The organism is Ensifer sp. NM-2, assembly GCF_003024455.1.
GTDB lineage: Bacteria > Pseudomonadota > Alphaproteobacteria > Rhizobiales > Rhizobiaceae > Ensifer > Ensifer canadensis.
This window is the reverse complement of the sequence record NZ_PVZR01000018.1, coordinates 145,753-159,659: the sequence shown is the minus strand read 5'-3', so window position 1 is coordinate 159,659 and position 13,907 is coordinate 145,753. Positions and strand designations below refer to the sequence as shown.

The window sequence follows — 13,907 nt, the reverse complement described above, 5'->3', positions numbered from 1 at the left end:
TCCGGGGTGATCGTGGCGCACTTGACGCCGACGCCGTGCTTCTTGATGGCGTTGGCTGCATCGATCGTCACCTGGTCGTCGGTGGCGTCGCGGTTTTCCATGCCGAGGTCATAATACTCAAGATCGACGTCGAGGTAGGGATGGATCAGCTTGTCCTTGATGAACTGCCAGATGATGCGGGTCATCTCATCGCCGTCGAGTTCGACGACCGGATTGGCGACCTTGATCTTTGCCATGAATATGCCTCGTAGCTTAGCGGGACAACGGGAGCGATGTCCCTTCCTCTTTAGAAAAATCCAGAGCCCTATAGCATTGTGAAACGGCAAGGCAAAGCATGCTTGGCTGAAACTTTGGGTGGAGACTCGATCGACCGGCGGGCAGGGGCCGAGGATGGGTTTTGGACTGGTTTAAGCCGGCCTGCGCCTTGAAAAGATCGGAGGCAGCGTTAATCAAGAAGAAGCGGTGACGCGTCGATGGTCACCGTAGCAGGCAAAAGGCATCCGATGGAAATTCGCTCCCGCGTGCGCGACTGGCTTCTCGCCAATGATCCTGCCTTTTCCCGGCTGCGCCAGGCGACGCGCATCACCGCGACGATCGTTTCGTCGGTTTGCCTGCTGATGGCCTTCCACTATCTCGTGGCGCCATTGCCGCCGGCAGCCTACGGCCTTGCCGTTTCGCTCTCGATCGAAGGCGGCCTTGCCGTCCGCGACCGCACGCACGGCGAACAGCTCGTGACCCGTATAATCGCCGTCATCGTTGGCGTCTCGATGGTCGCGCTGGCCTCGGTGCTGGAGAGCCACCGCTACGTCTCCGATGTCGTTTTCCTGTCGATCATCTTCCTGGCGGTCTATTGTCGCTCCTTCGGGCCGAGATGGTTTGCCGTCGGCATGTTCGCCTTCATGTCCTATTTCATCGGAGCTTATCTGCGTCCGACGATTGACCAGTTGCCCGCACTGGTCTTCGGTGCAGCGGTTTCGGCCATGGTCGCCCACCTGGTCCGCACCGTGCTTCTGCCCGACCACCGCTATCGCGACCTCATGCGCGCTGCGGCCAGCGTCCAGCAGCGCGTCGACCAGATGCTGGAGGAGCTGGTCGATGTCGCACGCAAACCGACCCTGATCGAGACGGATCGCACCCGGCTGCACCGGAGGGAAGAGCGCCTCAAGGAGGCGGTGCTGATGGCGGAAAGTTTCATTCCGACCGAGAACCGACGCCCGGAACCCGAGCCCGGCCTTGCCTCGTCGGATGTGGTGATCAACCTTTTCGACCTGCATCTGGCGGCAGAAAGCGTCATCGTGCTGAGCCTTCAGGCCATGCCTCCGGTCGCATTGGTCGAAGCGATGCTTACGCGCAACTCCGCCGAGATCGAAGCGGAGACGGCGCGCATCGACCGCACGAACGAGCGGCTTGTCGAGACCGTCAAGGCGCTCTCGTGGCTGCGCAATGTTCGCCAGCGCCTCGCCCATAGCCTGGAAAAACTCGACGCGCATGATCTCGAGGATCCGGTGGAGCGAGCCGTTGCCCCGGCGTCCACGCGTCCAAAGCTGACAGTGTCTAATCCGGCGCTCAAAACGGCCATCCAGATCACGCTCGCCGCCGGCATCGCCATGGTGTTCGGGCTGATGCTGTCGCGCGACCGATGGTTCTGGGCGGTGCTGGCTGCCTTTCTCGTTTTTACCAACACCCGCTCGCGCGGCGATACGGCGGTCAAGGCGCTACAGCGCTCGGCCGGTACGCTATTTGGCATCGTGGTCGGCATCGTCGCCGGCACGCTGGTTGCCGGAAACATCTATTTGGTGCTGCCGCTGAGTGCGCTCTGCATCTTTCTCGCGTTCTATTTCCTCGCAGTTTCCTATGCGTCGATGACCTTCTTCGTCTCTATCGTGCTGTCGCTGCTCTACAGCCTGATGGGCGTGCTGACCCCACAGCTGCTGCAGCTGCGGCTGGAGGAAACCCTGATCGGCTCCATCGCCGGTACTGTGGTTGCCTTCGTGGTTTTCCCGACCCGTACGCGAACATCGCTTGATCTCGCGATCAAGGCCTGGTGTGGCGAACTGACAGGACTGCTGCAAGCGGCGAAGGAGGGCGCCTCCGGCATGGCGCTGATTGCGCGGTCGCAGTCCGTCGACCGCGCCTACCGCGAGCTTGCCGCGGCGGCCAAGCCCCTTGGCGTTTCCTGGCAGCTTGTCACGCGCCCCGGCCACGTCAGGCAGACGCTGGCGATCTTCATGGGGTGCACCTATTGGGCGCGCGTGTTTGCCCGTCGCGTTGCCGACGAGGCCGACGCCGTCGGCTCCACGTTCCACACCGACATCGACGAAAATCTGACATTGGTTCGCTCGATCGCGGAGAAAGGGGCCGGCTATTTCTACGACGGCGGCCGCGTCGCCGGGCCAGTCAGCCGACATCTGCCGATATCGAAGGACGATGCGGAACTGGGGCTGGAGATGATCGGCATCTCCCTCAGCCGTCTGCATCCGGCTACACCGTGATGCCCGCAGTCCTCAGCATGTCGGCCGGACTTTAATTTTCCGGTCTTTTGTGCGAGGGAAGCGCCGAACAGAAGGCGAAGGCGAAAGACATGGCAGGCACCAACAGCGAACGAGAACTCCTGACCGAAGGACCGGCGATCATTCTCGCCTATCCGCAGCTCGGCGAGAATATCGGCATGGTTGCCCGCGCCATGGCCAATTTCGGCCTGTCTGAACTGCGCCTCGTCAACCCGCGCGATGGCTGGCCGAACGAAAAGGCGCAGTCTGCCGCCAGCCGCGCCGACCACGTCATCGAAGGCGCCAAGCTCTACGACACGCTGGAAGAGGCGATCGCCGACCTCAACTTCGTCTATGCGACAACGGCGCGCGACCGTTACGGCTACAAGCCGGTTCGCTCGCCGATAGTGGCGGCGCGCACGCTGAGACAGCGCTTCGTAGCCGGCGAGGCGACCGGCATCATCTTCGGCCGCGAGCGCACCGGATTGACGAACGAGGAAGTGGCGCTTGCCGACGAGATTGTGACGTTCCCCGTCAATCCGGCTTTCGCTTCGCTCAATCTCGCCCAGGCGGTGCTGCTAATGTCCTACGAGTGGCTGAAGACGGGCATGGAAAGCGAAGACCAGACGTCGTTCCAGGCACTGGAGCAGCGTCCGGCGAAGAAAGACGATCTGCAGGGCCTGTTCGATCACCTCGAGGATGCGCTGGAAGCGCGCAACTATTTCCGCTCCGCCGACAAAAAGCCGAAATTGGTCGAAAATCTGCGCACAGTTCTGACCAGACCAGCCTTTACCGAAACGGAAATCCGGGTGCTGCGCGGCGTGATTTCGTCGCTCGATCGGTTTTCGCGTGAACATCCCCGAGGTTCCGGCGCTCCCGTTGATCACAGCAGGGCCGAGCACAACAAGAAAGTATCAGACAGCGGTGACAGCGACTGAACTGAAACCCATTCTCGTCTTCGACAGCGGCATCGGCGGGCTCACGGTGCTGCGCGAGGCGAGGGTGCTGATGCCGGAGCGGCATTTCATCTATATCGCCGACGATGCCGGCTTCCCCTATGGCGGCTGGGAGGAAGAGGCCTTGCGCGCCCATGTCATCGCGCTCTTTGGCCGGCTGCTGGCCGAGCACGATCCCGAAATCTGCGTGATTGCCTGCAACACCGCATTCACCCTCGTCGGTGCCGATCTGCGCGCCGCCTTTCCGCAGATGACCTTCGTTGGCACCGTGCCGGCGATCAAGCCGGCGGCCGAGCGCACGCGCTCGGGGCTGGTTTCCGTGCTTGCGACACCAGGCACGGTCAAGCGCGCCTATACGCGCGACCTCATCCAGTCCTTCGCCAGCCAATGCCATGTCCGCCTGGTCGGATCGGAGAACCTCGCCAAGATGGCCGAGGCCTATATTCGCGGCGAAAAGCTCGATGATGCGGAGGTATTGGCCGAGATCACCCCGTGCTTCATCGAGATGGATGGCCGCAAGACCGATATCGTCGTTCTCGCCTGCACGCATTATCCCTTTCTGGCCAATCTGTTCCGCAAGCTGGCGCCCTGGCCGGTCGACTGGTTGGATCCAGCCGAGGCCATCGCCCGGCGGGCCCGCTCGCTCGTGCCGCTGCCCGACGGCTTTGAGCCGTTGAACGGCGAGGACCCGGCGATCTTCACTTCGGGAAATCCCGATTTTTCCACACGCCGGCTGATGCAGGGCTTCGGCCTGACCGTCATGTCGAACGTCACTACCCCCGAACAGACGGCCGCCAGCGAAACGATCGGCTAGAAGAAGATCGCCAGCAGGACGCCAATCGACGCGGCGAGCGCAATCGCAATCAGGAAGTTCGCGCGGCCTGATTGCGCGGATTCCTTTTTCGAGACGATGCGTTGACCATCCTCGTAGTTCATCTGGAAGTGGTTTTCGGTCTCGTTCTGATCCATTCGTGGCCCGGAAATCCCGGTCGCTCAAAGACGTATGGGCCGGGGCAGGCGCTTGTTAAAGATGTATCAATAGGTTTATTCAACGTTTCCGCGCAAACAACCGGGTGAACTGGCCGATCTTTCCATGGTCCACAACGCGGTATTCCCTGTGGGTTTTCTGCAGCGGTTGCATGACCGCCGGCAAAACCGTGCTAGGTGTCGCTCGTTTGGCGAACTCAGCATGGTCGCGAATCAATCCAAAATGAAGAGGTGGAAATGAAGGTCGGCATCGACATGGGAGCGACGTCCGAAGGGACCTCGGCCTCGCTCGATATCGAAGAGCTTCTGGCCACCCGTCTTCTGGTGCAGGGCAATTCCGGTTCGGGAAAATCGCACCTTCTAAGAAGGTTGCTGGAGCAGTCTGCGCCATGGGTGCAGCAATGCATCATCGACCCCGAGGGCGATTTCGTCACACTTGCCGACAAGTTCGGCCATGTGGTCGTCGAGGGTGAGCGCACGGACGCTGAGCTGATCGGCATTGCCACGCGCATTCGTCAGCACCGAGTTTCCTGCGTGCTTTCGCTCGAAGGTCTCGACATCGAACAGCAGATGCGCAGCGCCGGCGTCTTCTTGAACGCCATGTTCGATGCGGATCGGGAATACTGGTATCCCGTACTCGTGGTGGTCGACGAAGCGCAGATGTTTGCGCCGTCGGTCGCTGGTGACGTCACCGAAGAAGTCCGCAAGATCTCGCTCGGCGCGATGACCAACCTCATGTGCCGTGGCCGAAAGCGTGGACTTGCCGGCGTCATCGCCACGCAGCGCCTGGCAAAACTTGCCAAGAACGTGGCGGCGGAGGCGTCCAACTTCCTGATGGGCCGCACATTCCTTGATATCGACATGCTGCGCGCTGCCGACCTGCTCGGCATGGATCGCCGCACGGCCGAAATGTTCCGCGATCTGAAGCGCGGCTCCTTCGTCGCCCTTGGCCCGGCGCTGTCGCGCCGGCCGCTGAAGGTGACGATCGGTGCCGTCGAGACTTCAGCACGCTCGACGAGCCCGAAGCTGATGCCGCTGCCGGAAGCGCCGCAGGACGTGGAAGACCTGATCTTCACGCCTGACGCCGACGAACTGACGCGGCCGATCATGCGCCGTGCCGTACCGCCGCCGCGCCCGGCAACCGATATTCTCGCGGAGCTTTCCCGGCCGCGCCCCGAACCGGTCGCCCCGGTGGAAACCAGGCCAGCCCAGCCGGAAATGTCGGCGGAGGAGCGCGGTGCGCTGCTGGACGGTCTGTTTACCGAGATTCTCGCCAATCCCGATGCCGCGTTCCGGCCGGATGCCGAACTGTTCCAGGATTTCCTCGTGCGCTGCCGGATTCGCCGCGTGCCGGGAGCAGCCCTGTCCTTGAGCGCATTTCGGCGCAAGATGGCAATTGCCCGCTCCGGCGTCGACACTGAGACTGCGGCGACAGAGGCCTGGGCGTCGGCGCTCCGGCTTGCCGATCGCGTCACCGAGGACCTGCAGGGCGTGTTCCTGATGATGGCGCAGGCGGCCGTGCGCGGCCTTGCCTGTCCGTCGGACGCGATGATCGCGCGCGCCTACGGCACCCATTCCGCACGACGCGCCAGACGCCTGCTCGGCTATTTCGAGGAGAATGGGCTCGTTGTCGTCCATGCCGATTTCACCGGCAAGCGTATAGTCGCCTTTCCGGACCTCGGCCACGAAACGGCGCCGGGCGACGCCAACGGGCCGGATGCAATGGATCCGTCCGCCGCTGCAGCTGAATAGGCACGTCCTCCGCCCGAGGCTTCAATTCCAAGTATTTGAAGACGAGACGGTACCGATGCACAACGCCACCCGTCGCTTGCGGGGCGTCAAACCCACTCCTGAATCACGCGGTCGGACGCGTGGATGCAGGTCATCTCAAGCCGGGTGTTGCCGCTGTTGACGAAACGGTGCGGCGTGCTGGGATCGACGATGATGATGTCGCCGGCCTTGCCGATGAGCGTCTGCTCACCGACCGTGAACTCCGCCTCGCCCGAATGAATGAGCCAGGTCTCCGGATAGGGGTGAACGTGAAGCGCCGGCCCTTGGCCAGGCTCCGCATCCATCAGGAAAAGCGAAACCGGCGTGCCGTACTGCCCCCCTTCAAAGAGGATCGTCCGGTTGGGGCTCTGTTTCTGCTCTGCACGGGGAATGACATGAAACATGCTGGCCTCCATCGGGGTTGGTTTACCGGTTCGAATGAATTATCTTGACGAGAAGATATTATGTAAAAATATCTTCTCGTCAAGATATATTGCCAAACACCGCGGAGTTGATAATGCAGCATGAGCAAGAGGAGAGGGACCACGTCGACCGGTTGCGCGCGCAATGGGATCGCGAATTGCCGGATCTCGATACGGAGCCAATGACCATCCTCGGGCGGGCCTATCGGCTTTCTAATCTCGTGCGTCCGTCGATCGAGGAAACCTTTGCCTCCTTCGGTCTCGACCGCGGCGAATTCGACGTGATCTCAACACTCCGGCGCTCCGGCCCACCGTATCGCCTCACGCCGACCGACCTTTATACATTGCTGATGATTTCGTCAGGCGGACTGACACATCGACTCGATCGATTACAAAAGGCGGGGCTGATCCTGCGCGAGCGCTCGGTATCGGATGGACGCAGCAGCGTGGTTGGGTTGACGGAGAAGGGCATAGCGCTTGCCGAAGCCGCGTTTCGGGCTGACATGGCGAGCGAGGCGCGCTATATCGCAGGTCTGAAGCCGGAGGAACGCGCAGCACTGGCAGCGCTATTGAAAACGCTGCTTGTTTCCTTGGAAAACCAACAGGCTGGCGACCCTGCCTGAAATGGTGCCGAATACGGTGATTTCGTTTGACAATGGCGGCTGGAAGCCCTAAAGCCGCCCCAACGCCGGGCAGAAATGTCCGGTGTTTCATTTGACATGTCCCGTGGTTTCTCCGGCAGCGTGATCGTGAGAATCCTGTCAGAACTCTCAAAATGGGTTCAGAGGAGGGCGTGTTTCCTTGATCCGGTTTGGCAACAGACCGGTGTAACCGACTGAAAGGAAATGCGATGAGCAAGCGCGAATCGTCCAAGTACAAAATTGACCGCCGTATGGGCGAAAACATCTGGGGCCGTCCGAAGTCGCCGGTTAACCGCCGCGAATACGGCCCGGGCCAGCACGGCCAGCGTCGCAAGTCCAAGCTTTCGGACTTCGGTGTGCAGCTGCGCGCCAAGCAGAAGCTCAAGGGCTACTACGGCGACATCCGCGAAAAGCAGTTCCGTGCGATCTTCGCCGAAGCTGACCGCCGCAAGGGCGACACCCCGGAGAACCTGATCGGCCTGCTCGAATCGCGTCTCGACGCGATCGTCTACCGCGCAAAGTTCGTTCCGACCGTTTTCGCCGCACGTCAGTTCGTCAACCATGGCCACGTCAAGGTTAACGGCGTTCGCGTCAACATCGGTTCCTACCGTTGCAAGCCGGGCGACGTCATCGAAGTCAAGGAAAAGTCCAAGCAGCTCGTTACGGTTCTCGAAGCCGTTCAGCTCGCTGAGCGCGACGTTCCGGATTACATCGAAGTCGACCACAACAAGATGGTTGCAACCTTCGTCCGCGTTCCGGTTCTCTCCGACGTGCCTTACGCCGTCGTCATGGAACCGCACCTCGTCGTCGAATTCTATTCGCGTTAATCCGAGGCTCTGGCCTTGTGAACGATCGAAACCGCCCGGAAACGGGCGGTTTTTTTGTCTCTTCAGATACGTGGCTGTTTGATCTGCCGCGCGTCTTGTTCCGCGACGGGGACTTGGTCGCCTCGGCGGGACAATGGCTCGCGCGACGAAGGGGAAATCGCATGCCGGAGCAGAAGACGCCGCAGGACCTGCAGGCGATCATCGAGGACATTTACCGCGAGCTGACGCCACGGCTCGGCGAGGGCAAGGTCGCCGACTACATCCCACAGCTTGCGCGCGTTTCTCCGAAACACTTCGGAATGGCAATCGTCACCACCGACGGGCAGGTGCACCGGGTCGGCGACGCCGAGGTGCCGTTCTCCATCCAGAGCGTCTCCAAGGTATTCACCCTGACGCTGGCGCTCGGCAAGCACGGTGAGACCATCTGGCACCGCGTCGGCCGCGAACCTTCAGGCTCGGCCTTCAACTCGATCGTCCAGCTCGAGCAGGAAGGCGGCAAGCCGCGCAACCCGTTCATCAATGCCGGCGCGATCACCATCAGCGACCTGATCCTTGCCGGCCACACGCCGCGCGAACTGATCGGCGAGATCGTCCAGTTCGTTCGTTATCTCGCAGATGACGATGCCATCGTCATAGACCACGAGGTCGCGCGCTCCGAGACGGCGACCGGCTTCCGTAATTTCGCGCTTGCCAACTTCATGCGCTCCTTCGGCCGGCTCGATCACCCGGTCGAGCATGTGCTCGGCGTCTATTTCCACCATTGCGCTCTGGCAATGACCTGCAGCCAGCTCGCCAAGGCGGGCCTGTTTCTGGCAGCCGGCGGCACCAACCCGCTGACCGGCCATTCCGTCGTATCGCGCCAGCGGGCCCGACGTATCAACGCGCTGATGCTGACCTGCGGCCACTATGACGGCTCGGGCGATTTCGCCTATCGCGTCGGTCTGCCCGGCAAGAGCGGTGTTGGCGGCGGCATTCTCGCGGTCGCACCCGGCAAGGCCTCCGTCGCCGTCTGGTCGCCGGGCCTGAACGAGAACGGCAATTCGCTGTTGGGATCGCTGGCGCTGGAGATGTTGGCCGCCCGCACCGGTTGGTCGGTGTTTGGCTCCTGATTTCGGACGAAGGGCCGTTTTCCCTTGATCTTGCGGATGGAACGGGGCAAGTGCTGGCCGTGACGTGCCGTGCGCTCTCCTTCCCGAGCCGGCCATTCCAGGATCGTTGCCATGGATCATTCGCCAGCCCTTTCGCCTGACGCAATCGACAATGCCGTTGAAGACGGCGATATCGAGACGGGTCTTCATCCGATCTTCGAACGCATGCCGTCGTCGGTCTCCTTCAACAAGCTGCGCAAGCGGCTCTTGCGGCAGACGCGCCAGGCGCTCGACGATTTCGGCATGCTGAAGGGCGCCAAGCGCTGGCTGGTCGGGATTTCAGGCGGCAAGGACAGCTATAGCCTGCTGGCACTGCTGATGGACCTGCAATGGCGCGGGCTGCTGCCCGTCGAGCTTGTCGCCTGCAACCTCGATCAGGGGCAGCCGAATTTTCCGAAGCATATCCTGCCGGAATACCTGGCCTCGATCGGCGTTAAGCACCGTATCGAGTATCGCGACACCTATTCGATCGTGAAGGAAAAGGTGCCGACAGGCGCCACCTATTGCTCGCTCTGTTCGCGGCTGCGCCGCGGCAATCTTTACCGGATCGCGCGCGAAGAGGGCTGCGATGCGCTGGTGCTCGGCCATCACCGCGAGGATATTCTGGAGACGTTCTTCATGAATTTCTTCCACGGCGGCAGGCTCGCCTCGATGCCGGCGAAGCTTCTGAACGACGAAGGCGACCTGATGCTGCTGCGGCCGCTGGCCTATGCGGCAGAGGACGACTTGGCGAAATTTGCCACTGCCATGGAATTTCCGATCATTCCCTGCGACCTCTGCGGCTCGCAGGACGGCCTTGAGCGCAATGCCATGAAGGCAATGCTTGCCGACCTCGAACGACGCATGCCGGGCCGCAAGGACACGATGCTGCGGGCGCTCGGCCATGTGAACCCCTCGCATCTGCTCGACCCCAAGCTTTTCGACTTCCAGTCCCTCTCGCCGGAGCCCAAAGAATGAGCCATTCCGTCGACATCGCCGCCCTTGCCAATCTGCTGCAGGAGGCTGCGGTCAAAGAAATCCTGCCGCGGTTTCGTAATCTCGGCGCGGGCGATGTCCGGATGAAGTCGGAAGCGATCGATCTCGTCACCGAGGGCGACGAGGCAGCCGAGCGCCTGATCAAGGCACGCATGGATGAGATTGCGCCAGGCGCCGTGTTCATCGGCGAAGAATCCGTTGCTGCCGATCCGGCGCTGCTCGACAAGCTGGCAGACGCCGATCTCGCCGTCGTCGTCGATCCGATCGACGGCACCTTTAACTTCGCAGCCGGCCTGCCGCTGTTCGGCGTCATGGCGAGCGTCGTGTCCAAGGGCGAGACCGTTGCCGGCATCATCTACGACCCGCTTGGCAACGACTGGGTAATCGCCGAGAAGGGCTCCGGCGCCTGGATGTGCCGTCCTGACGGCTCGCAGGAGCGCATGTCGGTGACTGCAGGCGTTCCGCTTGAAAGCATGGTCGGCGGCGCCTCGACGGGCTTCTACAGCCAAGAGGCGCGGCGCGAAGTCATGGCCAACTTGGCCAAGGTCCGTATTGCGACCAGCTACCGGTGCGCCGCGCACGAGTATCGCATCCTTGCCGGCGGCTACATCCACTTCTTGATGTACCAGAAGCTGATGCCCTGGGATCATCTGGCCGGCACACTGATCGCGCAGGAGGCGGGTGCCTATGCCGCACGCTTCGACGGCGCGCCCTATCTGCCTGCCCACCTCAATGGCGGCCTGCTGCTGACGACCGACAAGGACAGCTGGGAAACGCTGCGTCGCGAAGTCTTCACCATCTAAACACCGACATCGTCGAAACAGAAAAGCCCGCCTGGAGCGATCCAGGCGGGCTTTTTGTTGGTGAGGTCGATATCACATATGGCCGCCGCCGTGGTCGAGCGAGACATCCTTGTCGCCGGGATGGGTGAAGAGCTTGCCCTTTTCGGCCCAAAGGGTGGCCAGGATCGTCACGAGCCCGAAGAGGGCAAAGCCCCCGAGCAACGGCTGCAGCGTGCCATTGAACAACTGGCCGACGGCGCCACCGAGCAGTGCGCCGCCGGTCGTCGAGACGAAACCGGTGATCGCGGTCGCCGTTCCGGCAAGGTGACCCATCGGCTCCAGGCTGATCGCGGTGAAGTTGGTGGCGATGACAGCGAAGAACATCAGAAGAACCGAGAACATCAGGTAGCTGATGACGAATGCCGGCGTGCCCCAGAGCGACATGGCAAAGCCGATCACGGAAATCAGCGTGAACAGGATCATCGACACGTGCGAGATGCGGCGCATGCCGAAGCTGCGCACGAAGAAGCCGTTGGCGAAATTGGCAACGGCGATGCCGCCGGCAGTGCCGGCAAAGGCGATCGGCAGCCACTCGCCGAGGCCATAGACCTCGCCGAAGATCTGCTGGACGGTGACGATGTAGGCGCAGATGACCGCGGTGAACATCGTCATGCCGATCATGTAGCCGCAGGTGATGCGGTTGGTCAGCACCGTCTTGAAGCCGGATGCGACCGATGAGACGGAAAGCGGCAGGCGCTCTTCCTTCGGCAGCGATTCCTTCATGCGGGCCAGTGCCCAGACGAAGAGGACAGCGCCGACGATGCCGATCAGGATGAAGATCCAGTGCCAGTTGGCGTAGAGGATGACGAGCTGACCGATCGACGGTGCGACGATCGGAACGATCATGAAAACGATCATGACGTAGGACATCACCCGCGCCATCTCGCGACCACCGAAGCAGTCACGCACGATCGCCATGGTGGTGATGCGCACGGCGGCAGCGCCGATGCCCTGGACGAAGCGCAGGACCAGCAGCATTTCGAAACTCTGGGTCAGGGCGGCGGCAAACATCGACACGGTGAAGAAGGCAAGGCCGCCGAGCAGCACGGCGCGACGTCCGAACGTATCGGAAAGGCTGCCGAAGAAGATCTGCGAAAGCCCGAAGCCAAGGAAGAACACGCCGATGACGAGCTGGGTGTCGTTGGAGTTGGCGACGCTCAGCGACTGGCCGATGCTCGGTAATGCCGGCAGCATGCTGTCGATGGCGATTGCCACGCTCGCCGTCATGACGGCAATGGTGATGATGAATTCGACGAGGCCCATATTGAGGCGGGCCGCGCCCGAAACCCCGTCGACATGTTCGGATTGTGTGGTGATCGTGGTCATTGTGCGAACCCGTGAAGAGCAGATCTGGGAGGAATAATCGGCCGGCAGGCTATCGTCAGCCTGCCGGATTGTGTGCCTTGAACAGCTTTCCGCGTTCGGCGATGAGGACGAAGACGACGCCGATCGCCGCGACGGTGAAGTAGCCGATCGCGAGCGGTGTCGCCGTCCCATCGAAAGCCTGGCCGATGAAGGCGCCGATGACGCCGCCGCCGATGGTCTGGGTGAAGCCGAGCACCGAGGAGGCCGTGCCGGCGACGTGGCCGAGCGGCTCCATCGCCATCGCATTGAAGTTCGACGCGATCAGCCCGAACTGGAACATGGCGGCGCCATAGAGCACCACGAACAGCGGGAAGGGCACCGGACCATAAAGCGACGCCGCCATCCAGAGGAAGCTCGCCAGCGTGAAGCCGAGTAGGGCAGCATGCGACAGCGCCCGCATGCCGAAGCGCCGAACGAGCTGCGAATTAGTGAAGGACGCGACCGCCATCATCCCGGCAAATGCCGCAAACACGACCGGAAACCACAGGCCCAGCCCATAGACCCCGACCAGGATCTGCTGGGCAGAGTTGATGAAGCCGAAGAGCGCCCCGAGGATAACGGATGTCGCCAGCGTATAGAACAGCGACAGCCGGTTCGTCAGGACGATCTTGAAGCCGCTGAGGATGACCGAAGGGGTAAAGGCGCGGCGATGATCCGGGTTCAGCGTTTCCTGAAGCCGGAACACCACAAGCGTTGCGATCGTGAAGGCAAAGAGCGCGATGACGACGAAGATCATGTGCCATTCGGCAAAGATCATGATCAACTGGCCGACGCTCGGCGCTATGACCGGCACGATCATGAACACCATCATGATCAGCGACATCACTTCAGCCATGCGACGGCCGCCATAGACGTCGCGAACGATCGACACGGTAATAACACGGGTCGCGGCTGCACCGATGCCCTGGACGAAGCGCAACGCCAGCAGCGCGCCGAAGGTCGGCACGATGACGATTGCGATCGCGCAGACACCATAAATGCCGAGGCCGACGAGCAGCGGCGCCTTGCGGCCGAATCGATCAGACAACGGGCCGAAGAAAAGCTGCGCCACGCCCATACCGATAAGATAGGCGGTGATGACATATTGCCGATGGTTTTCGTCGGTTACACCAAGGCTGGCGCCGATCTCCTGCAGGCCGGGCAACATGATATCGATCGACACGGCATTGACCGCCATCAGCATCGCCATCAAGGCGATGAACTGAAATTTGCTGAGGCCGGGAGCGGCCGCTTCGTCTGTCATGCTCGTCATAGGCAAAATCCTTGCGGCGCGCCGGACGCAACCGAAATAGGTCAAGACCGGAGTTTGTTCCGGAAAGAGGCGACGTCGGCTGGCAAAATGCCGGTCGGCATGTCGAGAACAGTTGAGGGGACGGGCCTGGTCCGGCGCAGCGGTGCAGGCGGCATCCGATGTGAAGCGAAAGGGACTATCGGCGATGGGCAGCCGGGCCAAGCCGGAGCATGGGAACGGGCGAACGCCCTTTC

General features: G+C 61.8%; 14 protein-coding genes. 9 read left to right on the top strand and 5 right to left on the bottom strand.

The window, feature by feature from the left end; all coding sequences use genetic code 11:
- A partial coding sequence (locus C6558_RS28740) for an isocitrate/isopropylmalate family dehydrogenase (protein ID WP_245449233.1) occupies window positions 1-236 on the bottom strand: 236 nt, incomplete at its 3' end.
- Between the two features lie 267 nt (window positions 237-503).
- Here C6558_RS28740 and C6558_RS28735 point away from each other — a divergent pair.
- The 3 genes from C6558_RS28735 (at window position 504) to murI (ending at window position 4,259) form a co-directional block, all read left to right on the top strand.
- Window positions 504-2,492: an FUSC family protein gene (locus C6558_RS28735; RefSeq protein ID WP_057208679.1), complete on the top strand. Its 1,989-nt coding sequence runs from the start codon at window positions 504-506 to the stop codon at window positions 2,490-2,492.
- 89 nt (window positions 2,493-2,581) lie between these two features.
- A complete protein-coding gene (locus C6558_RS28730; protein WP_025427171.1) occupies window positions 2,582-3,427 on the top strand; it encodes an RNA methyltransferase in 846 nt (281 codons plus the stop codon).
- Entirely contained in the window at window positions 3,414-4,259 is an 846-nt protein-coding gene (gene murI / locus C6558_RS28725; protein WP_025427170.1) for a glutamate racemase, read from the top strand. Before C6558_RS28730 ends, murI begins: the two co-directional genes overlap by 14 nt.
- On the opposite strand, the gene C6558_RS40070 is transcribed toward murI, so the two are convergent.
- Window positions 4,256-4,414 carry a hypothetical protein gene (locus tag C6558_RS40070; protein WP_156407977.1) on the bottom strand — a complete coding sequence of 53 codons (159 nt, stop codon included), beginning with the start codon at window positions 4,412-4,414 and terminating at the stop codon, window positions 4,256-4,258. The genes murI and C6558_RS40070 overlap by 4 nt on opposite strands.
- A gap of 255 nt (window positions 4,415-4,669) precedes the next feature.
- Here C6558_RS40070 and C6558_RS28720 point away from each other — a divergent pair, with 255 nt between their 5' ends.
- A complete protein-coding gene (locus C6558_RS28720; RefSeq protein WP_025427169.1) occupies window positions 4,670-6,184 on the top strand; it encodes an ATP-binding protein in 1,515 nt (504 codons plus the stop codon).
- Window positions 6,185-6,270: 86 nt separating this feature from the next.
- Here C6558_RS28720 and C6558_RS28715 read toward each other — a convergent pair whose 3' ends face one another.
- Entirely contained in the window at window positions 6,271-6,606 is a 336-nt protein-coding gene (locus C6558_RS28715) for a cupin domain-containing protein (protein ID WP_025427168.1), read from the bottom strand.
- A 113-nt stretch (window positions 6,607-6,719) separates the two neighbouring features.
- Here C6558_RS28715 and C6558_RS28710 point away from each other — a divergent pair, with 113 nt between their 5' ends.
- From C6558_RS28710 to C6558_RS28690, 5 genes are all read left to right on the top strand, one after another.
- Window positions 6,720-7,247, top strand: coding sequence for a MarR family winged helix-turn-helix transcriptional regulator (locus C6558_RS28710; RefSeq protein WP_025427167.1), 528 nt, complete (start codon window positions 6,720-6,722; stop codon window positions 7,245-7,247).
- Window positions 7,248-7,474: 227 nt separating this feature from the next.
- Window positions 7,475-8,092: a 30S ribosomal protein S4 gene (rpsD, locus tag C6558_RS28705; RefSeq protein WP_025427166.1), complete on the top strand. Its 618-nt coding sequence runs from the start codon at window positions 7,475-7,477 to the stop codon at window positions 8,090-8,092.
- A 161-nt stretch (window positions 8,093-8,253) separates the two neighbouring features.
- Window positions 8,254-9,201 carry a glutaminase gene (locus tag C6558_RS28700; protein ID WP_025427165.1) on the top strand — a complete coding sequence of 316 codons (948 nt, stop codon included), beginning with the start codon at window positions 8,254-8,256 and terminating at the stop codon, window positions 9,199-9,201.
- A gap of 111 nt (window positions 9,202-9,312) precedes the next feature.
- Complete coding sequence (ttcA, locus tag C6558_RS28695; RefSeq protein ID WP_025427164.1) at window positions 9,313-10,197, top strand: tRNA 2-thiocytidine(32) synthetase TtcA; 885 nt, start codon at window positions 9,313-9,315, stop codon at window positions 10,195-10,197.
- Window positions 10,194-11,018, top strand: coding sequence for an inositol monophosphatase family protein (locus C6558_RS28690; RefSeq protein WP_025427163.1), 825 nt, complete (start codon window positions 10,194-10,196; stop codon window positions 11,016-11,018). Before ttcA ends, C6558_RS28690 begins: the two co-directional genes overlap by 4 nt.
- A gap of 72 nt (window positions 11,019-11,090) precedes the next feature.
- On the opposite strand, the gene C6558_RS28685 is transcribed toward C6558_RS28690, so the two are convergent.
- A complete protein-coding gene (locus tag C6558_RS28685; protein ID WP_107028034.1) occupies window positions 11,091-12,320 on the bottom strand; it encodes a multidrug effflux MFS transporter in 1,230 nt (409 codons plus the stop codon).
- 118 nt (window positions 12,321-12,438) lie between these two features.
- Window positions 12,439-13,674, bottom strand: coding sequence for a multidrug effflux MFS transporter (locus C6558_RS28680; RefSeq protein ID WP_025427161.1), 1,236 nt, complete (start codon window positions 13,672-13,674; stop codon window positions 12,439-12,441).
- Window positions 13,675-13,907: the final 233 nt, after the last annotated feature.